Raw genomic sequence first — 23,250 nt, 5'->3', positions numbered from 1 at the left:
CCCCACGGTTAGGCTCAGACGTGCACACCCGTCACGTCAGTTCGACCAGGGGAGTGGGCCGCGAGATGACCAGATCAGCCGATCGCTTCGACCACGGGGCCACGATGGGCCTGCCCTCGGACCTCGTCTCCCGCCTCGACGCGGTCCGCGATGTGTACTTCCGGAACATCGACTGGGCGGGGTCGCCCGGTCGCCCGAGCGCCGACGCCGAAAGGGTGTTCGGCACCCACCTCGAACTGGCCTCGCGCCGCCCTGCCGGCCACGCGGTATCGCGGGTGCTCGAGCCGCTGCCCGGCCAGCCCGCCGTGCAGATCGTCACCGATGACATGCCCTTGCTGGTCGAGTCGGTCATGGCGCTGCTCGCCCGCCTCGGTATCACGGTCACCGAGCTGATCCATCCGGTCTTCCAGGTCCGGCGCGATCCGGACGGCGGCCTCCTCGATGTGCTCGTCAACGGCACGGCGGCCGGAGCCGGAATGCTCACCGAGTCCTGGATGCTCGTCCTGCTGCATCCGACCACCGACCCGGACACGCTCGCCGAGGCAGGCGCCGCGGTCCGTGACGTGCTGTCGGATGTGCGGCAGGTGGTCGCCGATGCGGACGCGATGCGCTATGGCCAGTTGGTGCTCGCCGAGCATCTGGATGCGCTCGCGGACCGCGAACCGCAGGGATACTGGGCGGTCGACATCAGGGACACCGCCGCACTGCTGCGCTGGATGTCCGAGGGGCATTTCATGACCCTCGGCTACCGGCGGTACGAGTTCCGCGATCCCGGCGAACACGGGCGGCCGCTCGCCCACATCGTGCCCGAGAGTGGGCTGGGGGTGCTCGGTGCGGGATCGGTGGCCGATCACCGAATCGACCTGCCCGCACCCGAATTCAGTGTCGACCGGCCCATCCTGCTGCTCGCGCAGGGGGCGGCGCCCGCCACGGTGCACCGATCGGTGTACCCGTTCTTCGTCTCCGTCACCGGCCTCGACGGCGACGGCGCGATCACCGGCGAGCACCGGTTCGTCGGCGTGTTCACGGTGACCGCGCTGCACGAGAACGTGCTCGACATCCCGGTGATCGAGCGACGCGCGCGCACGGTGATCGAACGGGCCGGATTCGACATCGGTTCGTTCTCCGGCCAGCGGATGCTCGAGGTCATCCAGTCCTTCCCCCGTACCGAGCTGTTCTCCAGTGACACCGAGACCCTGTACGAGACCATCACTTCCGTGCTGGCAATCGGCATGCGGAGGCGGGTCCGGCTGTTCCTCCGGGACGACCAGTTCGGCGGGTTCACGTCTGCGCTCGTCTACCTGCCCCGCGACCGTTACACCACGCGGGTTCGCTTGGCGATGCAGTCGATTCTGCTGCGGGAACTGGGCGGGGGGATGCTGGAGTACAGCGCGAGGGTCACCGAATCGGATCTTGCGATGGTGCACTTCACCATCCACAAGGGGCCGGACGTGCCCCCGTCGTCGGCTCAGCTCTCGGCAGGTGACCGCGACCGGATCGAGTCGATGCTGGCGGCGGCGACCAGGGCGTGGGAGGACGACCTCCTGGACGCCGTCGCGGCGGATCCGTCGGTGACCTCGGTGACCGCGCAGCGCTTCGCCGCGGCGTTCCCCGAGGCATACAAGCAGGACTTCGACGCCGCGCGAGCGGTCAGGGACATCGTGCGACTGGAGGCGCTGGCCGGCGAGGCGATCGATCTGAAGCTGTACCGGCACAAGGACGCCCGACCGGGTCAGTGGCGTTTCACGCTGTACATCAGCGGTGCCGGGGTCTCGCTCAGCCAGGTGCTGCCGGTGCTGCAGAGCCTCGGAGTCGAGGTGCTCGACGAGCGGCCGTACCGGGTGGTTCGTCCGGACGGGCTGCCGTGCTGGATCTACGATTTCGGGCTGTCCGCGGCTCCCGAACTGGTCGATGCGACGGTCGGGGAGAACCTGGACTCGGAGCTGGACGAGGCGGATCGGGCCATCGAGTCGACGAGGGCGCTCGCCCTCCAACACCGGTTCACCGACGCCTTCACCGCCGTCTGGTACGACCGGTCCGAACCCGACCGGTTCAACGAGCTGGTGCTGCGGGCCGGGCTCGAGTGGCGGCAGGCCACCGTCCTGCGCGCGTACTCGAAGTACCTGCGCCAGGCGGGATTTCCGTACAGCCAGTTCCACATCGAGGGAGTGCTGATCGAGCACGGTCAGACGACCGGGCTGCTGGTCGAGTTGTTCCGGTCGATCTTCGATCCCGACCGGGCCTCGGCGCAGCGTGCGGAGGAGCTCGCTGCCGAGCTGCGCGACCGGATCAACGAGGTGGTCAGCCTCGATGCCGATCGGATCCTGCGCGGGATGCTGGGACTCGTCCTGGCCACGCTGCGGACGAACTACTACGTGACCGACGAGGCAGGCGATCACCGCGAAATCCTGGTGTTCAAACTCAACCCCCAGCAGATCGCCGAATTACCGAAACCGCGACCGCGTTTCGAGGTGTTCGCCTACTCGCCGCGGGTGGAGGGCGTGCACCTGCGATTCGGTCCGGTGGCCCGTGGCGGGTTGCGCTGGTCGGACCGCCGGGAGGACTTCCGGACGGAGATCCTCGGCCTGGTCAAGGCGCAGGCGGTGAAGAATGCCGTGATCGTGCCGGTCGGCGCGAAGGGCGGATTCGTGGTCAAGAGGGCGCCCGCGGCGACCGGGGACCCGGTGGTGGACCGGCAGGCGCTCCTCGCGGAGGGACAGGCCTGCTACCGGTTGTTCGTCTCCGGCCTGCTCGACGTCACCGACAACGTCGAACCCGCGACCGGGGTGGTGCTTCCGCCGGACCGGGTGGTGCGCCGAGACGGCGACGACACCTATCTCGTCGTCGCTGCGGACAAGGGCACCGCCCAGTTCTCCGACCTCGCCAACGACGTGGCGGCGCGGTACGGCTTCTGGCTAGGCGACGCCTTCGCGTCTGGAGGCTCGGTCGGCTACGACCACAAGGCCATGGGGATCACGGCCAAGGGCGCCTGGGTGAGTGTGCGCCGACACTTCCGTGAGATGGGGATCGACACCCAGACGGAGGACTTCACCGTCGCGGGCATCGGCGACATGAGCGGCGACGTGTTCGGGAACGGGATGCTCCTCAGCCCGCACATCCGGTTGGTCGCGGCCTTCGACCACCGGCACATCTTCCTCGACCCCGATCCGGACGCCTCGAGGTCCTTCCTCGAACGGGAACGGCTCTTCGCACTGCCGCGTTCCTCGTGGGCGGACTACGACCCGGCTCTCATCAGTGCGGGCGGCGGGGTGTGGGACCGCTCGCGCAAGTCGGTGCCGCTGACCGCCCAGGCGCGGGCGGCGCTCGGCCTCGACGAGGACGTCACCGAGTTGTCGCCGCCGGAGCTGGTGCGGGCGATCCTGCGCGCGCCGGTCGACCTGCTCTGGAACGGCGGGATCGGAACCTACATCAAGGCCACCACGGAGACCCATGCGGACGTCGGCGACAAATCGAACGATCCGGTGCGGGTCAACGGGAACGAGTTGCGCGCCAGGGTGATCGGTGAGGGCGGCAATCTCGGGGTGACGCAGCGCGGCCGGATCGAGTACGACCTCGCGGGTGGCCGCATCAATACCGATGCCATGGACAACTCGGCGGGCGTCGACTGTTCCGACCACGAGGTCAACATCAAGATCCTGCTGGACACCGCGGTCAGCGGCGGGGCGTTGCCGGGGGCCGAGCGCAACGGCCTGCTCGCCTCGATGACCGACGAGGTGTCGCGGCTGGTGTTGCGGGACAACATCGACCAGAACGACCTGATGGGCACCTCACGCGCCGACGCCCCGGCGATGCTGGGGGTGCATGCGCGCCAGCTCGCCGCGCTCGAGGCCCGTCGCGGGCTGGACCGGGAGATCGAGGCCCTGCCCGGACCCGTGGAGATCGAGGAGCGACTGCAGGAGGGCACCGGCCTCACCTCTCCGGAGCTGGCCACCCTGCTCGCACACGTCAAGCTCGCGCTCAAGGACGATCTGCTGGCCAGCGAGCTGCCCGACAGCGACACCTACGCGGTGCGGCTGCCCAGGTACTTCCCTCGGCCGCTGCGCGAGCGGTTCGCCGGGCAGATCAAGTCACATCGCCTGCGCCGCCAGATCGTGGCCACCATCCTGGCCAACGAGGCCATCGACTTCGGCGGGATCAGCTTCGCGTACCGGCTCGCCGAGGAGGCCGGCGCGAGCAGTACCGACTCCATCAGGGCCTTCACCGCGGCGACCGAGATCTTCGACCTGCGCACGGTGTGGAGCGACATCCGCGAGGCGCCCATCGATTCGATGGTGGCCGACGAGCTGACACTGGAATCGCGCCGGATGCTCGACCGGGCGGCGCGGTGGCTGCTGTCGAACCGTCCGCAGCCGGTCGCGGTGGGCGCGGAGATCAACAGGTACGCCGCGCGGGTCCGCGCGATGACCCCGAAACTCCCGAACTGGCTGCGCGGACATCACGTCACCGACCTCGCCACCCGGATGTCCCACGTGGTCGAGCACGGCTGCCCCGAGCCGCTCGCGCGGCGGGTGTACGGCCTGCTCGACGGGTTCCCCTCGCTCGACATCATCGACATCTCGGACATCAGCGATCGCGAGGTCGAGGAGGTCGGTGAGCTCTACTACGCGCTCGACGAGCGCCTCGGGATCGACGGATTCCTCACCGCCATCTCGGGTCTCGAGCGCGGCGACCGGTGGCATTCGCTGGCCAGGCTCGCGTTGCGCGACGACCTGTACAGCTCGCTGCGCTCGCTCACCCTCGACGTACTCGCGGGTGGGGAACCGGACGAGACGCCCGAGGAGAAGATCCTGGATTGGGAGTCGTCGAACTCGTCCCGGCTGAGTAGGGCCAGGGCAGCGCTCGGCGAGATCGCGGAGTCTGGGACGCTTGACCTCGCGACGCTCTCGGTGGCGGCGCGTCAGGTTCGCAGCATGGTGCGCGGAGCGGGCACCTGATCGGAAGGGATCGAAGTTTGAGCGTCGAAACGTCAGGGTCGGTGACCGCGGCTGCGGTCGGCTTCCACACGAAGGTCGGCGTGCGCTGGTCGGATATGGACGTCTTCCAGCACATCAACCACGCGAGGATGGTGACCCTCCTGGAGGAGGCGCGCATCCCGTGGCTGTTCGAGGACGGCAGGCCGACGGTCACCCTCCGGGACGGCGCGGTGATCGCCGACCTGCACGTGCGCTACCGCGGCCAGTTGCGGCACGACGACGGCCCCCTGGACGTGCTCATGTGGATCGAGTCGGTCCGTGCGGTGGACTTCACCATCGGGTACGAGGTGCGGGCAGGCGGCGCGGCGCCGGACTCGGCGCCGTCGATCGTGGCGTCCACGCAGATCGCGGCCTTCGACATCGACACCCAGCGGCTGCGCAGGCTGACCGCGCCCGAGCGCGAGTACCTGGAGCAGTGGAAGCGTGCATGAGCGGGTCCTGACCATCCCGGACGCGGGCGAACGGGAGAACCTCGCGACCTTCCTCGCCAGGGCGATCCGGTTGGACGAGGCGGTGATCGTCCGGATGCGGCAGCGGGACGAGGGTCGGCTGGTGGCCTTCGTCCCGACGGGTTTCGACGCGCTCGCGGCGCGGGTCGTCTCCGGACGGATCAGCCCGGACGACACCTCGGCCGCCGGTGACGGACTGTTGCGCGGCGTGACCGCGGCCGAGGGCGCCGACATCGACCCCGGCTTCTCGATGGATTCGGCCTGGCGTGGCGCCCTGCCGCCGGAGGCCGGCTTCGCGCACATCGACGACGTTCCGGCTCGGGTGCTGATCGACCTGGCTCAGCAGGGTGCGGCGCTGGCCAAGGAGCACGGCAGCAGCCACGGCCCGCCTGCCTCGTTGCTCGCGCAGGAGGTGCTCAGCGTCGAGGGTGCGGGCGAGGTCGTCGGGGTGTCCATGCGCACGGTGTTCGCGCTGGCCGCAATGGGATTCATCCCGCAGGTCAGCTCGGATCCGATGACCGCGGCCGTCGATCTCGAGCGCATCGATGCGGCCGAGATGGTGCGGGTGCGCGCGACCAAGACCTGGCTGCGCCTGGACGCACGCTTCGGTTCGGTGTTCGCACGGCGCGGGGGTGAGATCCCACTGTCTGTGCTCTAGTCCGCACCGTGGGCGTCCGGTGACGAGTCCACGCCGTCGCATCATGGTTTCCCGTGTGTGGGTGTGGTTGACCTGCTGATCCTGCAAATCCTCATGTGATTTGGCCAGGTATTTGCAAGGGATTTACCGTTGTACGAATTGCGTGATCGGGAACCTTGTACGGCATGAATTCGACGTACTAATTCTCCTTTTCGTTGCGAACGACCGTCTCGTTTGAATAACTTTGTGTCCGGTCCGCCGGGTACTGCCGCACCCGCCCTTTGGAGATTGCTTACCATTCGCCGGTATGACGACTTCAGCGAAAGCCAAGCGGCGGATTGTTTTTCGTGATGTACGTGTGTTCGACGGCACGTCCGACCGGCTCGTTGCCGGGGACGTCCTGATCGATGGCGACCGAGTTGCTGCGGTGTCGGAATCCCCGGTGGGTGAGGAACCGGGCAGAGAGACGAAGGTGATCGACGGCGGCGGCCGGGTGCTGATGCCAGGTATGTGTGACGCCCACGTACACCTGGTGGGCAACGCGAACTCATACGTCGACATGGTGACGGGCTCGGAGAGTCACATCGCGATCAATGGTCTCGCTGAAGCAAAGAACATGCTGTTGCGCGGTTTCACCGCGGTCCGGGACATGGCCGGCGACACGAGCAGCATCAAGTCGGCTATCGATCGTGGGCAGTTTCTGGGCCCGCGGATCTACCCGTCGCAGGCCGCGGTCTCGCAGACCAGTGGTCACGGTGATTTCGGCTTCGTCTACGAAACGCCGACCGCGCTGGGCGGTGCGGAGTCGCGTGCCGAGCAGATCGGGTTCATGCGTGTCGCGGACGGCGAGGCGCAGGTGCTGGCGTCGGTGCGTGAACAGCTGAAGAAGGGCGCGTCTCAGATCAAGGTGATGGTCGGGGGCGGGGCCGCCTCGATGTACGACCCGCTGTACACGGTCCAGTTCACTGACGGCGAGTTGCGCGCGGCGGTGAACGCTGCCACCGACTACGGCACCTACGTCGCCACCCACGTCTACAACGTCACCGGCATTCGCCGGGCGATCGAGGCCGGCGTCAGATCCATCGAGCACGGCCACCTCGCGGACGAGCCGACCATTGCATTGTTGGCCGAGCGGGAGATCTGGCTGTCCATGCAACCGTTCGCGCTCGGCGACCACCACTACCCGGATGCCAATCGTGCCGGGAAGGATCGCGAGATCTGCACCGGTGTCGAGAACGTGTACGGCTGGGCGAAGAAGCATGGGGTGAACGTCGCCTGGGGAACCGATCTGCTCCTCGAGCCCCAGATCGCCCCACGGCAGAGCGTGATGGCGGCCCGACTCGGTGACTACTACAGCAATGTCGACGCGCTGCGGATGCTGACGTCCGGCAACGCCGAACTGTTCCGGCTTGCGGGCGAGCGTGACCCCTACCGGGAGGCCCCGTTCGGGGTCATCGCCGAGGGCGCGTGGGCGGACGTCCTGCTGGTCGACGGCAATCCGATCGAGGACCTCAGCCTGATCGGGGACCCGGGTAAGAGCCTGTCGGTCATCGTGAAGAACGGCGAGATCGTCAAGAACACACTCTGACCCGGTCCGCCGAGTCATCTGATCGAACACGAACAGCAGTGTCGAACGAGCGCGCCGTCGACCTGATGGTGAGCGCCGGATGAGAGGTGTGAGTTGGTCGAAACAGCGACAGCGGAACACGAGGACTTCTGGGAGCCGATCCCCGGGTCGCTCGTGTCCGCGAGGGCGATTGAGCTTCACGGTCCGTGGGGGCACGTGTTCGGCCCGCTCGACCTGGACATCGACGAGGGCGGGGTGACGGTACTTGCCGCGCAGTCCGGTGCCGCCCGAACGGCCCTGCTCATGACCTTGTGCGGCAGGATGCGTCTGTCGGGCGGGTCACTGACCGTGCTGGGGCACACGAACAAACCCGCGAAGGTGTTTGCGGAGTCTGCCATCGCGTGCGTGAACGAGATCGACGACGTCAGCCCGTCGGTCACCGTCCGCGACATGGTCACCGAACAACTGCGGTGGCAGTCACCGTGGTTCAAGTTCGTTCCCCGGGTGCACGAGGACGGTGTGGAGCGCATGTGCGCGGAGGTGTTCGGTGACGTGCCGTTGCCGGCGCTGAACGCCTTCGTCGACGATCTCCCCGAAATCCAGCAGCTGCTGCTGCGGATCGCGGTGGCCAACACTCGCCGTCCACCGCTGCTCGTCGTCGGGCGCATGGACAAGATCGCCGACGACGAGGAACGGCTCGGGGTCCTCGAACGCCTTGTGGCGCTGGGTGAAAAGCAGTCGGTGATCACCGCGGACGTCAACCCGCTACTGCCGGACACCGGGGTGCGTGCGGTGGTCGACCTGCACGGACTGCTCGGCGCAGGCGACGTCGGCGTCATGACCGAAGGGAGGTGACCCATGCTTGCAGGAGTGTCCCTCGGCAGCGATTCGAAGCGGTACTTCCGTGGCACCATGCCGCGCATCGCGATCATCACCATCATCCTCATGCCCCTGCTCTACGGCGCGATGTACCTGTGGGCGTTCTGGAATCCGTTCGGCGCGGTCGACAAGATCCCCGCCGCAATCGTCAACAACGACACCGGCCGCACCGCGGACGGGCAGCAACTCGATGCCGGTGACCAGGTCGTCAAGTCGCTCATCGCCTCTGGGCAGCTGGACTTGGCGGAGGTCTCCGACGAGGAGGCATCCGAGGGCCTGGCGTCCGGAAAGTACTACTACACGATCACCCTTCCCGAGAACTTCAGCGCGGCAGTCGAATCGCCGAACGGGGCCAACCCGGAGAAGGCGGAGCTGATCTTCACGTTCAACGACGCCAACAACTACCTGGCGACAGTCATAGGGCAGGACGCCTCGGAGCAGGTCATCAACCAGGTCAACTCGACCATCGGTGCGCAGGGTGTCGGGCAGGTGCTCACCGGTCTGCAGAGCGCCGGCTCCGGCCTGCAGCAGGCCGCCGACGGCGCCGACCAGTTGGCCGCCGGGATCGACACCGCCAAGAGCGGGGCGGACCAGCTCAGTTCGGGTGCGAACGAACTGGCGACGAACATGGTCACCGCGGAATCCGGATCGGCACAACTGGCAAGTGGCGCAGCTCAACTCGCAACGGCGATCGACGGTGCAACCACGCCGTTGATCAATGCCCTCGACAGCGGTTCGCTACCGAATGTCGGCGGTCAGGTGTCCGAGCTCCGGCAGTCGCTGGAGGCACTCGGGAGCCGGCTGCCCGAATCGACGCCTGCGCCCGCCACCGCGGTCTCCCAAGCGTTGGACATCCTGCGGCAGAGCTCGGATCCCCTGGTTCAGCGGGCAGTGGCGGCGTTGTCGCCGCTCACCGCCCAGCAGGTGCGTGGGGATACCGCGGAGCTGCAGGCGGAGATCAATCGACTCAGCGGTGATGCTCGGGCGGTCGAATACCAGCTCACGAACCCGAGCAGCCCACTGCAGTCCGGTCTGGCGACGCTGCAGAACGGTGGGATCGCCTCCGACCTGCGCCAGTTGCGCAGTGGCGCCGACGAGCTCAGCAGTGGTGCCGCGACGCTCAGCTCCGGCCTGGTTCAGCTGACGGACGGCAGCAACCAGCTCGCGAGCGGCGCAGGTCAGCTCGCGTCCGGGATGGTCGAACTGCAGTCCGGCTCGAAGGAACTCGCGAGCGCGCTCGACGAGGGGGCCGGGCAGGTACCGAGCTGGACGGACGAGCAGAAGACCGCGACGGCGGACACGCTCTCGACGCCGGTGAAGCTCCAGCAGGACTACACGAACATGGCGCCCACGTTCGGCACCGGCTTCGCGCCGTTCTTCCTCTCACTGGCCCTGTTTGTCGGCGGCATCATCACCTGGATGTTGCTGACCCCGTTGCAGTCCCGGCCGACAGTCGGCGGGCTGGGACTGTACCGAACGGTGTTCGCGTCGTACTGGCCGGCGTTGCTGGTGGGGATCCTGCAGGTGGTCGTCATGTACACCGTCGTCCACTTCGGTGTCGGCCTCGACGTGAAGCACGTGTTCGGCACGATCGCGTTCCTGATGCTCATCTCCGCGACCTACCTCGCGATGATCCAGGCCTTCAACGCAGTGTTCGGGATCGCCGTCGGGCGTGTGGTGACCCTCGCCTTCCTGATGCTCCAGTTGGTCTCCGCGGGCGGCATCTACCCCGTGCCGACGACCGCCAAGCCTTTCCAGTACATCCACCCGTTCGACCCGATGACCTACACGGTCAACGGGTTGCGGCAGCTCACTATCGGTGAGCACGTCGACTCCCGGCTGTGGATCGCGATCGTGGTGCTCGTCGGGATCCTGCTCGTGAGCCTGACCGCCAGCGCACTCTCCGTCCGCCGCAACCGCCACTACACCATGGAGCGGCTCTACCCACCTCTGGAGGTGTGACCAGGAGAAGCCACCCGGTGACCGGGCGGTGCTCGTCACCAAGCCCGGGTGATTTGCCTCAACCTCTGTGATCTGTGGAACCGAGTATTGGAGAGAAGATGTCTGATTCCTTTGCAGCTCCCGCCGAATCCCTCGCTCCCGCCTACACCGGACGGCTCGGAACCGACGCCGTTCCGGCACTGCGCATGCCGAAGTCCGAATCGGATCCGGAAGCCGCCTACCGGTTCATCCACGACGAGCTGATGCTCGACGGCAGCTCGCGGTTGAACCTGGCCACATTCGTCACCACCTGGATGGACCCTCAGGCCGACCGGCTGATGGCGGAGACGTTCGACAAGAACATGATCGACAAGGACGAGTACCCGCAGACCGCCGAGATCGAGACCCGCTGCGTGAACATGGTTGCGGCCCTGTTCAATGCGGTCGATCTCGACGAGTCCGATCCCTCGTCCGCGACCGGGGTGTCCACGGTCGGCTCCTCCGAGGCGGTCATGCTCGCCGGCCTCGCCCTGAAGTGGCAGTGGCGGGCGGCCCGGCAGGCAGCAGGAAAGGACTCGACCCGACCGAACCTCATCCTCGGCAGCAACGTCCAGGTCGTCTGGGAGAAGTTCTGCCGCTACTTCGACGTCGAACCGAAGTACCTCCCGATGGAGAAGGGCCGCTACGTCATCACGCCGGAGCAGGTGCGGGAGGCCGTGGACGAGAACACCATCGGTGTGGTCGCAATTCTCGGTACGACGTTCACCGGTGAGCTCGAACCGGTTGCCGAGATCTCCGACGTCCTCGACGAGATCGCCGCGAAGGGTGGCCCCGACGTTCCCCTGCACGTCGACGCCGCGAGCGGCGGCTTCGTGGTGCCCTTCCTGCACCCGGAACTCAAGTGGGACTTCCGCCTGCCCCGGGTGGTCTCGATCAACGTCAGCGGCCACAAGTACGGCATGACGTACCCGGGCATCGGCTTCGTCGTGTGGCGTTCGAAGGAGCACCTGCCGGAGGACCTGGTCTTCCGGGTCAACTACCTCGGCGGTGACATGCCGACCTTCACACTGAACTTCTCGCGTCCGGGCAACCAGGTCGTCGGTCAGTACTACAATTTCATCCGGCTCGGTGTCGCCGGGTACACCCAGATCATGGAGTCGCTGCGGGACACCGCACTGATGCTCTCCGCTGAGATCGCGAAGATCGACCACATGCGGATCATCACCGACGGCACCGCGATTCCCGTGCTGTCGTTCGAGGTCGACGGCGACGCGGGGTTCTCCGTGTTCGACATCTCCCACGAACTGCGGGCCCGCGGTTTCCAGGTCCCCGCCTACACCATGCCGGCCGACGCGGAGGATGTCGCGGTACTGCGAATCGTCTTGCGGGAGGGTTTCAGCCGGGACATGGCATACAAGCTGGTGCTGGCGATGAGGGATGTCGTGGCACGGCTGAAGTCCGGTGCCGAGCACAACGCAAAGGGCTTCGCGCACTGAGCTGACAGTCACAGGCGGCACAGGTGCATATCCCGTACCTGTGCCGCCCCTGCTCGTATCGGAAGGAGGCCACGGTGGCGGGGACCGTGGACCGCCGGGCGCGTAGTGCCGTGCGCTACCCGGATCGTGCGGAGAAACATCGAACTGGTGCGCAGACGCAACACCGGCCATCGGGTGGGGCACCGGCCCTGGATCGACGGCACCCCGGCCGGGGTTCTCGCGGGCGGGTCGGATCGGCCGACCCGGAACACCGGCAGGGCGGCGGAGGCACTCAGCTCGCGTCGGCCATCTCCTCGGCGGGCTGATCGTCCCCACCGAGAAATATCGCCGAGGCCGCGAAGAAGCACAGCGCACCGACGAACGTTCCACCCGCAGCGACCGCCGCGTCCATCGTGGTGCCGTCACGGGTGATGAACGCGCCCACCGCTGAGAATCCGAACGCGATGGAACCGAGCATGTTCAGCCACACACTCTGCCAGTCCCGCGAGCCTGGTTCCCAGAACTGGTTGGCCCGCAGCAGAATCAGGACGGCGAGGGCACTGCTCGCAAGGAAGGCGACCGAGCCCTCGGCATTGGGATTCCACACCAGGTGCATTTCGCTGTTGATCGTGTGCGCGTGCAGTGCGGCACCCGTGCTTATGTTGAACAACAGCGTTCCCAGGAATTGGATTGCCGCCGAGAGCCATTCGGCTCGAATTGCCGGCTTGCCGCGGTCTGTAGTGGTGGCCTGCCCACTGAGTACAAGTTGGATGAAAGCCGCGGCGGTGAAGAACCAAGACCCGATGAAGAAGGCCGTGTTGGCGCTCGCGGCGCCAAGAGCCGTGGAAATCCAGGGTGCGGACCCGAGCGCAAACAGCAGTGCACCGATGACGAATCCCCACGATTGCATCCGCAAAGTCGGGTGAATCAGCATGTGGCGCAGTCTAGATGGCGTTTCGTACAGGCAGCTGTAATTTGGTACGGGGGAATCGAATCGTTACTGTTTGGCTCCCTGCGCACTCGGCCTGACTGGGATTTCAGACCAGCCAGGCCGCCGCGTTCGGGGGCAGCTCCCCGTTCACCAGCGGGGCGCTGGCGAGCAGTAGTTCTCCCGGCGGGAGCGGGATGGGCGCATCCGTGGCGTTCAGCGCGCAGACCAGCCCGCCGCGTCGGCGGAAGGCCAGGCAACCGGACGGGCTTCCGTACCAATCGATCTCGTTGCCGGAGAACTCAGGTCGCAGGGCCCGCAGCTCGAGTGCGGACCGGTACAGCGACAGCGTGGACGTCACGTCCTCGATCTGCGCCTCCACGGTGCGGTCGGCCCATTCCGGTGGCATCGGCAACCACGACGTCTCCGTCGAGCTGAAGCCGAACGGCGGTGCCGCGCCCTCCCACGGCACGGGGACCCGGCAACCGTCGCGTCCGCGTTCGGTGTGCCCCGACCGCTCCCACACCGGATCCTGCAGCGCCTCGTCCGGGAGGTCGACGTTCGGCAGCCCGAGTTCCGCGCCGTTGTAGATGAAGACCGCCCCGGGCAGCGCGAACTCGACGACGGCCATGGCGCGGGCCCTGGCCAGGCCGATCTCGCCGCCGCCGTAGCGGGTGACCTCGCGCTCGACGTCGTGGTTCGACAGCGTCCAGGTGGGGGTGCCGCCGACCGCGGCCACCGCGCCGAGCGAGTTCTCGATGGCCTCGCGCAGGCTGTCGGCGCCGAACTCGGCCTCGGCGAGGCGGAAGTTGAAGCCCAGGTGAAGTTCGTCCGGCCTGATGTACTCGCCGAAGCGCTCGTTGTCGCGCACCCAGATCTCGCCGACGGCCACCGTGTCGGGATACTCGTTCATCACCTTGCGCAGGCCGCGGTGGATCTCGTGCACGCCGGGGTTGTTGAACCGCGGGTCGTTGTCGTCGTTGCTCAGGAGCCGGTTGGATTCCCAGTCGTAGTCCGGCAGTCCCTCCGGCTTGGCCATGCCGTGCGCGACATCGATCCGGAAACCGTCGACGCCGCGGTCCAGCCAGAACCGCAGCGTGGTGGCGAGGTCGTCGGCGACCTCCTGGTTGTCCCAGTTCAGGTCGGGCTGCTCGGGGGCGAAGATGTGCAGGTACCACTGGCCGGGGGAGCCGTCCGGTTCGGTGACCCGGGTCCAGGCGGGCCCACCGAAGATGCTCGGCCAGTTGTTGGGGGGCTGGGAGCCGTCCTCGCCCAGGCCGTCGCGGAAGTGGTAGCGGGCCCGCTCGGGGCTGCCCGGCCCGGCCGCCAGCGCGGCCGCGAACCACGGGTGCGCCACGCTGGTGTGGTTCGGCACCAGGTCCATGGTGACCCGGATCCGCCGCGCGTGTGCCTGCGCGATCAGCGCGTCCATCACCTCGAGGTCGCCGAACAACGGGTCGATGTCGCGCGGATCGGAGACGTCGTAGCCGTGGTCGGCCATCGGCGAGCGCATCACCGGGCTCAGCCAGATGGCGTCGACGCCGAGCAGCTCGAGGTACCCGAGCCGGTCGCGGACGCCGCCCAGGTCGCCGACGCCGTCGCCGTTGGAGTCGGAGAAGGAGCGCGGATAGATCTGATAGAAGACCGCGTTCGTCCACCAGGGATCTGTTGTCTCCGGCACGGTCTCGTCGGTGGTCACAGGGACCCATAGTGCCAAACCCGTCCGGGCAGCACGACTTCGGCGGGATGTGGCCCGGTTCGCGCCGATCAGACGGGTGAGTTCACCATCGAGGCGGCGGCCATGTCCATGTAGTCGACGAGGGCGCGGCGGTGCGGCTCGTCGAGGGTGGCCTCGTCGATCGACGCGATCGCGATGTGCATGCAGCGCAGCCACGCGTCGCGCTCGAGCGGGCCGATCCGGAACGGCTGGTGTCGCAGCCGGAGCCGGGGGTGTCCGCGCTCGTCGGAGTAGGTTCGCGGGCCGCCCCAGTACTGCTCGAGGAACATCCGCATGCGGCGTTCGGCCGGTCCGAGGTCCTCCTCCGGGTAGAGGGGCCGGACGATCTCGTCCTTCGCCACTTCCTCGTAGAACCGCGCGGTCAGTTTGCGGAAGGTCTCGGCTCCGCCCACCGCTTCGTAGAAGCTCACTTCGGCATCAGTCATGTCGGCGTCCATTGTGCCCGTACTCGCGCCGTGACGTCGACGCGCTCGTGTTGTCATCGGTTGTTCACCGAAAGTCCTGCATCTTTGTACCAAATGGACGTGCGCGAGCAGGCCATCCGTGGTCAACTTGGGAGCAATCTTCCCGGAGGTCGCATGAAGAACTCGCACAGCGCCCGAGCGCACCGACAACTCCAGCCCACTGATGCCCGCCTGCCGCGGGGATCGGGGGCTTCTTCGCTGCAAGTGATAGACGAGGGTCTGAGACCCTCGACCCCAGGTGAGGACGACGCGGTTCCTTCCTGGGTGAAGCGCCGGGTGCTGCTTCTGAACGCCACCTACGAGCCGCTCACCGCGCTCCCCGTCCGCCGAGCCGTCGTCCTGCTGGTGTGCGAGAAGGCCAGCGCCGTCCACGAGGATCCGGACGGGCAGGTCATCCATTCCGCCGACTGGTCGGTGCAGGTCCCCTCCGTGATCCGGCTGCGCAACTACGTGCGGGTGCCCTATCGGGCCCGGATCCCGATGACCAGGGCCGCGCTGATGCACCGCGACCGATTCCGCTGCGCGTACTGCGGCGACAAGGCCGAGACCGTCGACCACGTGATCCCGCGCAGCCGGGGCGGCGGTCACTCCTGGGAGAACTGCGTGGCCTGCTGCGCGCCTTGCAACCACCGCAAAGCCGACAAGCTGCTCAGCGAGCTCGGCTGGACCTTGCGGGCCGCCCTGGTGCCGCCCAAGGGGCAGCACTGGCGGCTGCTGGCGAGCACCAAGGAGCTCGACCCGGTGTGGTTGCGCTATCTCGGCGAGGGCGCTGCGTAAACGTCCGATCTCGAGGTGCCCCCGACGGCACAATTTGTGGCGCACTGGGCTACGGTTTGGTGCGTGAGCATTCTTGAGACATCGCTGATCTTCGTAGGGATCCCTGCGCTCATCACGGCGATCATCGCGGGGCTGTGCTACCTGGCCAAGCCGGTGGCAGGCACCACCCCCGCGCACTACTCGCTGGACGAGGAATGGACCCACAAGCCGGTGCTGTGGTCCGCGGTCGACGAGGTGACGGTCGGTCACCACGGCGGGCACGCGGCCATCGAGTCCGGATCCGCAGATCTGATCGGAGGTTCGGCAAGTGGCAGGTGGTAGCAGTTTCCCGGCGGTGATCGAGTCCGAGCTCCCGGTGGGCTCGGTGGTGACCGCGAGCGGTCGCGTCTCGAGCGTGCACCGCGTCGGCGATCCCTACGACGATCTGCCGTTCAGCGTGGACGAGCTGGTGGCCCTCGACGATGCGATGACCGACGCGACGAGGTCGACCAAGGTGCGCTTCAACGCGTTCATCGGTGATCTCGGCGAGGACACCGCGGCGGGCGCCGACGCGCTGTTCCCGAAGACCCCCGAGGCCGAGCGCTCGGTGCTGATCGCGGTCTCGCCGAACCAGCGCGCCATCGAGATCCGCTCTGGGCGCAAGGTCGCCGGTCGGGTCACGGACCGGGTCGTGCAGCTCGGCGTGACTGCAGCTGTGTCCTCCTTCGGGGAGGCCGACCTGATCGACGGCCTGGTCAGCGCGATCCGCGTGATGAGCGCGGCCATCGCGGTGCGCTAGCCCCACCCCGGCACACTCCGCTTCGACCGAAGGTGCCCCCCACGCGGTTCGCCGCGTGAGGGGCACCTTCCGTCGTTTCCTGGGGTGGGTCAGCCGGCGTCGAAGGCGCGGGCCCGCAGCGCGCGCACGATCCCGGCCTTGCCCTCGACCACCAGCCTGCGCAGCGCGGGCGGATGGTCACCGGCCAGGAAGTCGTCGGCCGCCGCGACGGAGGCCTCGGTGATCGACCAGGCCGGGTACAGGCCGACGACCACGGTCTGCGCCACCTCGCTGGAGCGACGCGTCCAGACATCGGCGATGTCGGCGAAGTACCGGGTCACGTACGGCTGGAGCAGCTCGCCCTGACCGGGCGCCGCGAAGCCGCCGATGATCGCGCGGGCGGTGATGTTCGGGACGGAATCGTCGCCGACGACCGTGGCCCATGCCTGATCCTTGACCGCCACCTGCGGCCGGGCCGCCCGTGCGGCCGCCGCCTGCCGGGCACCGGCCGCGGTCGGATCCCGATGCGCCTCGGCGTCGATGAACGGCGACTCGGGGCCGTCCGCGTCGACCTCACCGGCCACCGCCAGCGCCTGCACCAACCGCCAGCGCAGGTCGGTGTCGACCACCAGCCCCGGCAGCCCGACGGTCGCCGGATCGGCGTCGAGCAACTCCTGCAGCACCTCGGTGTGCCAGGGCTGCAGGCGCGCCGCGGTGAGCGAGTTGAGGAAGGCCAGCTGGTGATCCGAACCCGGCTCGGCCTCCCTGGCCAGCTCGAGCAGCCGGTTCGCGAAGCCCGGCCAGCCGGTGTCGTTCGCCCAGCCGGGCTCGGCGTAGCTGCCGAGGGCGGCGTGTGCCTGCATCAGCAGCCGCGACGCCACCCCGACCTCGGTCTCCGCGCCGACGCCCCGCTGCACCAGTTCGACGAAGTCCCTGGCCTTGAGCTCGGCCTGCCGCGTCATCTCCCATGCCGCCGACCACGCCAGCGTCCTTGGCAGCGGTTCGGCGATGTCGCCGATGCGCTCGATCAGCACGGCCAACGAATCCGGGTCGAGCCGCACCGAGCAGTAGGTGAGGTCGTCGTCGTTGACGAGCACGAACTTGCCGCGGGCGACCCCGACCAGCTCGGGCACCTCGGTCCGCGGTCCGTCGACATCGAGCTCGATGCGCTCGGTGCGCACCAGCTTGCCGTCCACGTCGTCGTAGATGCCGACGGCGAGGCGGTGCACGCGGTACTCGCCCGCGCCCGGCTCCGCGCGGCCCTGCAGCACGGCGAAGGACGAGAAGGTGCCGTCCTCGGCGACCGTGAACTCCGGCCGCAGGATGTTCAGCCCGGTGGTCTTGAGCCACTGCGCGCCCCAGTCGGACAGGTCCCGGCCGGAGGAGTGCTCCAGCGCGGCGAGCAGGTCGTCGAAGGTGGCGTTGCCGAACGCGTGCTCCTTGAAGTACGCGCGCAGGCCGGCCAGGAACGGATCGAGCCCGACATACGCGACGAGCTGCTTGAGCACGCTCGCGCCCTTGGCGTAGGTGATCCCGTCGAAGTTCACCTCGACCGCGGCGAGGTCCGGGATGTCGGCGGCGATGGGATGGGTTGAGGGCAGCTGATCCTGCCGGTACGCCCAGGACTTCTCGGCGTTGGCGAACGTGGTCCAGGCGTTGACGTACTCGGTGGCCTCGGACTGGCACAGCACCGATGCGAACGTCGCGAAGGACTCGTTGAGCCACAGGTCGTCCCACCACGTCATGGTGACGAGGTCGCCGAACCACATGTGCGCCATCTCGTGCAGCACCGTCTCGGCGCGGCGCTCGTAGGACGCCCGGGTCACCTTGGAGCGGAACACGTAGTCCTCGAGGAAGGTCACCGCGCCCGCGTTCTCCATTGCGCCCGCGTTGAACTCGGGGACGAACAGCTGGTCGTACTTGCCGAAGGCGTACGGCACCTCGAAGTTGCGGTGATAGAAACCGAAGCCCTGCTTGGTCTCGGTGAACAACCGCTCGGCGTCCATGTGCTCGGCGAGCGAGGCGCGGCAGTAGATGCCGAGCGGGATGTGGCCGTGCTCGTCGGTGTAGGTGTCGGTCCACCGCGCGTACGGCCCGGCGATCAGGGCGACGAGGTAGGTGCTCATCTTCGGGGTGGTGCGGAACTGGTGCAGTCCCGGTGTGGCGGCGAGGGTTTCGACCACGGCCGAGTTCGAGATGACCTGCCAGTCGGTGGGCGCGGTCACGGTGACGTCGAAGGTGGCCTTGAGGTCGGGCTGGTCGAAGCAGGCGAACATCCGCTTGGCGTCGGCGGTTTCGAACTGCGAGTAGAGATAGACCGACCCATCGGCGGGATCGACGAAGCGGTGCAGGCCCTCGCCGGTGTGCGAGTACTCGCAGTCCGCCTCGATGATCAGCTCGTTGCGCTCGGCCAGGCCGGTCAGCGCGATGCCGGTGGACTCGTCGTAGCCGGTGACGTCGAGGGCAGCGCCGTTGAGGGTGGCACTGCGGACGGCGGTCGCGATCAGGTCGATGTAGGTGTCGCCGCCTGCCGTCGCACCGAAGGTGACCGTGGTGCGGGAGGAGAAGGTGTGCGCGCCGGGCTTGCCGTCACCGTCGGTCAGGTCCAGCTCGATGCGGTAGTTGTCGACGCTCAACAGCGCGGACCGCTGTGCTGCCTGCTCGCGGGTCAGGTTCGGTGGGGCCACGTCGGACGCTCCTCGTGATCGGGGACAGATGTGTGTCGAGGCTTGACCTCTCGGGTCCATCCCATCACGAGATGCGCACGCTCACGACCGGTCAGGCCCGACTTCGCCGCGCAGGCGGGCCGCGCGCAGGATGAGGTAGTCCCGTTCGGCGACGCTGGGGGTGCTGTTCGCGGCGACGGTGTACTCGGCGACGGCGCTGGGCGTATCGCCTGCCATCTCGTACAGGTGGGCTCGGACGGCGGCCAGCCGATGGGTGCCCGACAGCTGGTCCTGGTGGGCGGCGATCAGGTCCAGGCCCGCGGACGGACCGTGCGCCATGGCGGTTGCGACCCCGAGATTCAGGGTGACCAGCGGGTTCGGGGCGACGCGTTCGAGCAGGCGATAGAGCGAGAGGATGCGGTCCCAGTCGGTGTCCTCTGTGCTCGTCGCCTGGGCGTGCAGCACGGCGATCGCGGCCTGGATCCGATAGGGGCCCGTCAGCCCGTGCCCGATCGCCGCCGTGGTCAGTCGGACGCCCTCGGTGATCGCCTCGCGATCCCACAGCCTGCGATCCTGCTCGGCGAGCGGGATCAGTTCCCCGCGTGGGCCGGTGCGCGCGGCGCGGTGCGCGTCGGTGAGCAGCATCAGCGCGAGCAGTCCGGTGACCTCGGGATCGTCGGGAAGCTGGCCATGGACCGCCCGCGTCAGTCGGATCGCCTCCGCCGACAGGTCCGCGCGACGCACCTGTCGGCCGGACGTGCTGGCGTGGCCCTCCGTGAAGATCAGGTACAGCACGTGCAGCACCGCGCCGAGGCGTTCGTGCCACTGCCCGGACTCCGGCACCGCGAAGGGCCGATTCAAGGCGGCCACCCGCCTCTTGGCGCGGGTGATCCGCTGCGTCATGGTCGCTTCCGGCAGCAGGAAGGCCCGCGCGATCTCGGCGGTGGTGAGCCCGCCGACCGAGCGCAGCGTCAGTGCGATCGCACTCGCGGGCGACAACGCCGGATGGCAGCAGAGGAAGAACAGGGCGAGCGTGTCGTCCCGATCGGGCGTGGTGATGTCGGCAGGCCGGGTCGGCTCCCGCCCGGCGGCGACGGCCTCGCGGTTCCTGCGGGCCGCGTCGGCGCGGATGGCGTCGGTCATGCGACGGTGGGCGGCTTGGATGAGCCAGCCGCGTGGATTGTCGGGCAGACCGTCGGTGGGCCAGTGCGTGGCGGCGGCGACAAGCGCCTCCTGGAGCGCGTCCTCGGCGGCGGCGAAGTCGCCGAACCGTCGGACGAGGACACCGAGGACCTGCGGCCGGAGTTCGCGCAGCAGGTCCTCGGTGTCGCCGGAGGGTGGGAAGGTCACTGATCGGTGGGCGGGGCGCTCATGATCGCGCGCACCTCGATGTACTCGCCGATCGGCTTTCCGCCGGGTCCGGGGGCCGCCGAGGCCTGCGCGGCGATCTCCACCGCCCGCTCGGCGCTGTCCACGTCGACGATCCAGTAACCGGCCAGGAATTCCTTGGTCTCCGGGAACGGCCCGTCGGTCACCACCGGCGCGGAGCGGCCGTCGGAGCTGACGATGCGTGCCTGGTCCGGCCCGGCCAGCCCCTGCGCCTCGACCAGTTCGCCGGATGCGGCCAGTTGCTCGCCGAGCGCGCGCTGGAAGTCGATGTGCGCCTCGATGTCCTTCGGCTCCCACTCGTGGATCGGGGAATCGCAGTACGCGGCCTCGCTGTACGTCTTGATCAGCATGTACTTCATCGTCGGCTCCTTCGGTCGGGTGCGCCCCGTGGCGCTCTCATGGGTAGGACGGAGCCGGGCAGGCTCTCCCGACACTCTTCTGCGGGAGAATGGTGTGATTCAGATCACACCATCTGGTCGAGCGGTGTCGACTCGTCGGCCAGGCGGGCCGGGTCGACCGGCTCGCCCGCGGTGATCAGCTTCTTGACGGCGTCGGTCACGTCCCAGACGTTGACGTTCATGCCTGCCAGCACCCTGTTGTCCCCGCCCAGCCAGAATGCGACGAACTCGCGCCGGGTCACGTCGCCCCGCACGACGAGACGGTCGTACCCGCCGGTCGGTGCGTAGCCGACGTACTCCATGCCCAGGTCGTACTGATCGGTGAAGAAGTAGGGCAGGTTGTCGTACTCGGCGGGCCTGCCGAGCATCGTCGCCGCGGCGACGATGGGTTGGTTGAGGGCGTTCGCCCAGTGCTCGACGCGAATCCTGGTGCCCAGCACCGGGTGCTGCTGCGCCGCGATGTCGCCGACCGCGACGATGTCGGGGTCGCTCGTGGTCATGCCCGCGTCCACGAGCACCCCGCCGTCCACTGCGAGCCCGGCCTGCTCGGCGAGTTCGACGTTCGGCTGCGCCCCGACCGCGACCAGCACCGCGTCGGCGGGCAGCACTTCGCCAGTCGCCAGGCGCACCCCGGTGACCCGACCGGCGTCGGCGGTGATCTCCTCCACGGTGGCCTCGAAATGCAGGTCGACTCCGTGCTCGCGGTGCAGTTCCGCGAAGACCGTGCCCATCTCGGGGCCTAGGGACCCCAGCAGCGGCAGCGTCGCGGACTCGACGACCGTGACGACGACACCGCGCTCGCGGGCCTGGGCGGCGACCTCGAGTCCGATCCACCCGGCGCCGATCACGACCAGGCGAGAATCCGCCTCCAGCGCGCCGATCAGGCCGTCGGACTCCTCGATGGTGCGCAGGTAGTGCACCCCTGCGGCGTCGGAACCCGGGATCGGCGGTCGCCGCGAGCGTGAACCGGTGGCCAGCGCGAGCTTGTCGTAGCCGAGCGTCGAGCCGTCCGGCAGTCGTACCTCGTGGGCGTCGCGGTCGAGGGCGGTGGCGGTGGTGCCGAGCCGCAGGTCGACGTGGTGGTCGCGATACCAGTCGCCGTGATGCACGGTGAAGTCGGCGAGGGCCTTCTTGCCCGCCACGTGTTCCTTGGACAGTGGTGGCCGCTCGTAGGGGAGGTGGTCCTCCGCGCTGAGCAGGACGATCGAGCCGTCGAAATCCTTCTCGCGCAGGGCTTCCGCGGTCTTCGCTCCGGCGAGCCCGCCGCCGACGATCACGAACGTACGGTTCGGTGACATGTCCTCACACTCCGTTCGAGACACTGCATTGTGACGAAAACGGTCCTGATGGCGCTGCTGTCGACCCTACTGCCGACCGTCATCCGGTAGGGGGCTTCTCGGCCGGGAAGCATTCGGTCCGATCGGTGGTTGCCTACGAATGGACCCGTCGGCGACGGGTCCCCACCAGACGAGCGCGCCGACAGCCGCGACGAGAAGACAGGGGAGCAGCCCGTGAGTGAAACCAGGGATACCGCCGATTTTTGGTTCGACCCGCTCTGCCCGTGGTGCTGGATCACCTCGCGCTGGATCCTCGAGGTCGAGAAGGTCCGTGACATCGACGCGAACTTCCACGTCATGAGCCTTGCGGTCCTGAACGAGGGGCGCGATCTGCCCGAGGAATACCAGGCGATGATGGAGAAGGCGTGGGGTCCGGTCCGGGTCGCGATCGCCGCGGCCAAGGAGCACGGCGACGAGGTGCTGCTGCCGCTGTACACCGCGATGGGGACCCGGATCCACGATCAGGGCAACAAGGATTTCCCGGTTGTGATCGCGGAGGCGCTGGCCGAGGTTGGCCTGCCCGCCGACCTGGCCTCGGCCGCCGACACCGACGCGCACGACGAGGACCTGCGTCGCAGCCACAAGGCCGGGATGGATGCCGTCGGTCCCGATGTCGGCACCCCGACCATCCACGTGAACGGCGTCGCCTTCTTCGGTCCGGTGCTCTCGCGCATCCCGCGCGGCGAGGACGCGGGACGGGTGTGGGACGGCACCGTCGCGCTGGCGTCGTACCCACACTTCTTCGAGCTCAAGCGCACCCGGACCGAGGACCCCTCCTTCGAGTAGGCGCTACGCGCCCGTGCGCGGTTGACGAGTCCCTGCACTCGTCAACCGCGCACGGGCGGCGGAGCCGC

18 protein-coding genes are annotated in these 23,250 nt (G+C 68.1%); 11 read left to right on the top strand and 7 right to left on the bottom strand.

The window, feature by feature from the left end; all coding sequences use genetic code 11:
• Window positions 1-65 precede the first annotated feature (65 nt).
• The 7 genes from C8K38_RS10680 (at window position 66) to C8K38_RS10650 (ending at window position 11,963) form a co-directional block, all read left to right on the top strand.
• Window positions 66-4,955 carry an NAD-glutamate dehydrogenase gene (locus tag C8K38_RS10680; protein WP_097211547.1) on the top strand — a complete coding sequence of 1,630 codons (4,890 nt, stop codon included), beginning with the start codon at window positions 66-68 and terminating at the stop codon, window positions 4,953-4,955.
• A 17-nt stretch (window positions 4,956-4,972) separates the two neighbouring features.
• On the top strand, window positions 4,973-5,425 hold the full coding sequence (locus tag C8K38_RS10675; protein ID WP_257017437.1) for an acyl-CoA thioesterase: 453 nt from the start codon (window positions 4,973-4,975) through the stop codon (window positions 5,423-5,425).
• On the top strand, window positions 5,418-6,101 hold the full coding sequence (locus C8K38_RS10670; protein WP_097211449.1) for a hypothetical protein: 684 nt from the start codon (window positions 5,418-5,420) through the stop codon (window positions 6,099-6,101). Before C8K38_RS10675 ends, C8K38_RS10670 begins: the two co-directional genes overlap by 8 nt.
• Before the next feature lie 286 nt (window positions 6,102-6,387).
• The gene (locus C8K38_RS10665) at window positions 6,388-7,668 is read left to right on the top strand and encodes a metal-dependent hydrolase family protein (RefSeq protein ID WP_097211448.1); all 1,281 of its coding nucleotides are present in this window, start codon (window positions 6,388-6,390) and stop codon (window positions 7,666-7,668) included.
• 93 nt (window positions 7,669-7,761) lie between these two features.
• Window positions 7,762-8,502, top strand: coding sequence for a hypothetical protein (locus tag C8K38_RS10660; protein ID WP_245220983.1), 741 nt, complete (start codon window positions 7,762-7,764; stop codon window positions 8,500-8,502).
• A gap of 3 nt (window positions 8,503-8,505) precedes the next feature.
• Complete coding sequence (locus tag C8K38_RS10655; protein ID WP_097211447.1) at window positions 8,506-10,488, top strand: YhgE/Pip domain-containing protein; 1,983 nt, start codon at window positions 8,506-8,508, stop codon at window positions 10,486-10,488.
• A gap of 98 nt (window positions 10,489-10,586) precedes the next feature.
• The gene (locus C8K38_RS10650; RefSeq protein WP_097211446.1) at window positions 10,587-11,963 is read left to right on the top strand and encodes a glutamate decarboxylase; all 1,377 of its coding nucleotides are present in this window, start codon (window positions 10,587-10,589) and stop codon (window positions 11,961-11,963) included.
• A gap of 271 nt (window positions 11,964-12,234) precedes the next feature.
• Here the strand turns inward: C8K38_RS10650 and C8K38_RS10645 are convergent, their stop codons facing one another.
• From C8K38_RS10645 to C8K38_RS10635, 3 genes are all read right to left on the bottom strand, one after another.
• Window positions 12,235-12,876 (bottom strand): hypothetical protein, encoded by a 642-nt coding sequence (locus C8K38_RS10645; protein WP_097211445.1) that lies wholly within the window; start codon window positions 12,874-12,876, stop codon window positions 12,235-12,237.
• 103 nt (window positions 12,877-12,979) lie between these two features.
• Window positions 12,980-14,569 carry a glycoside hydrolase family 13 protein gene (locus C8K38_RS10640; protein WP_097211444.1) on the bottom strand — a complete coding sequence of 530 codons (1,590 nt, stop codon included), beginning with the start codon at window positions 14,567-14,569 and terminating at the stop codon, window positions 12,980-12,982.
• Window positions 14,570-14,637: 68 nt separating this feature from the next.
• Window positions 14,638-15,033, bottom strand: a complete 396-nt coding sequence (locus tag C8K38_RS10635; protein ID WP_097211545.1) for a globin — start codon at window positions 15,031-15,033, stop codon at window positions 14,638-14,640.
• 153 nt (window positions 15,034-15,186) lie between these two features.
• Between C8K38_RS10635 and C8K38_RS10630 the strand changes: the two genes are divergently transcribed.
• The 3 genes from C8K38_RS10630 to C8K38_RS10620 all read left to right on the top strand — a co-directional run bounded on the left by C8K38_RS10630 (window position 15,187) and on the right by C8K38_RS10620 (window position 16,627).
• The gene (locus C8K38_RS10630; RefSeq protein WP_097211544.1) at window positions 15,187-15,849 is read left to right on the top strand and encodes an HNH endonuclease; all 663 of its coding nucleotides are present in this window, start codon (window positions 15,187-15,189) and stop codon (window positions 15,847-15,849) included.
• A gap of 63 nt (window positions 15,850-15,912) precedes the next feature.
• Window positions 15,913-16,170, top strand: a complete 258-nt coding sequence (gene ctaJ / locus C8K38_RS10625) for an aa3-type cytochrome oxidase subunit CtaJ (RefSeq protein WP_097211443.1) — start codon at window positions 15,913-15,915, stop codon at window positions 16,168-16,170.
• A complete protein-coding gene (locus C8K38_RS10620; protein ID WP_097211442.1) occupies window positions 16,157-16,627 on the top strand; it encodes a DUF5130 domain-containing protein in 471 nt (156 codons plus the stop codon). The genes ctaJ and C8K38_RS10620 overlap by 14 nt, the downstream gene beginning before the upstream one ends.
• An 89-nt stretch (window positions 16,628-16,716) precedes the next feature.
• Here the strand turns inward: C8K38_RS10620 and pepN are convergent, their stop codons facing one another.
• The 4 genes from pepN to C8K38_RS10600 all read right to left on the bottom strand — a co-directional run bounded on the left by pepN (window position 16,717) and on the right by C8K38_RS10600 (window position 22,357).
• A complete protein-coding gene (pepN, locus tag C8K38_RS10615) occupies window positions 16,717-19,293 on the bottom strand; it encodes an aminopeptidase N (RefSeq protein WP_097211441.1) in 2,577 nt (858 codons plus the stop codon).
• Between the two features lie 81 nt (window positions 19,294-19,374).
• Complete coding sequence (locus tag C8K38_RS10610) at window positions 19,375-20,622, bottom strand: RNA polymerase sigma factor (RefSeq protein WP_097211440.1); 1,248 nt, start codon at window positions 20,620-20,622, stop codon at window positions 19,375-19,377.
• Window positions 20,619-21,020 carry a YciI family protein gene (locus C8K38_RS10605; protein ID WP_077042125.1) on the bottom strand — a complete coding sequence of 134 codons (402 nt, stop codon included), beginning with the start codon at window positions 21,018-21,020 and terminating at the stop codon, window positions 20,619-20,621. Before C8K38_RS10605 ends, C8K38_RS10610 begins: the two co-directional genes overlap by 4 nt.
• 104 nt (window positions 21,021-21,124) lie before the next feature.
• Window positions 21,125-22,357: an NAD(P)/FAD-dependent oxidoreductase gene (locus C8K38_RS10600; protein WP_097211439.1), complete on the bottom strand. Its 1,233-nt coding sequence runs from the start codon at window positions 22,355-22,357 to the stop codon at window positions 21,125-21,127.
• A gap of 213 nt (window positions 22,358-22,570) precedes the next feature.
• Here C8K38_RS10600 and C8K38_RS10595 point away from each other — a divergent pair, with 213 nt between their 5' ends.
• Window positions 22,571-23,182: a DsbA family oxidoreductase gene (locus C8K38_RS10595; RefSeq protein WP_097211438.1), complete on the top strand. Its 612-nt coding sequence runs from the start codon at window positions 22,571-22,573 to the stop codon at window positions 23,180-23,182.
• Window positions 23,183-23,250 lie beyond the last annotated feature (68 nt).

Origin of the sequence: Rhodococcus sp. OK611 (assembly GCF_003050885.1) — a bacterium.
Classification (GTDB): Bacteria; Actinomycetota; Actinomycetes; order Mycobacteriales; family Mycobacteriaceae; genus Rhodococcus_G; species Rhodococcus_G oryzae.
The sequence above is the reverse complement of the archived record's forward strand: the minus strand, read 5'-3'. Positions and strand labels throughout refer to the sequence as shown.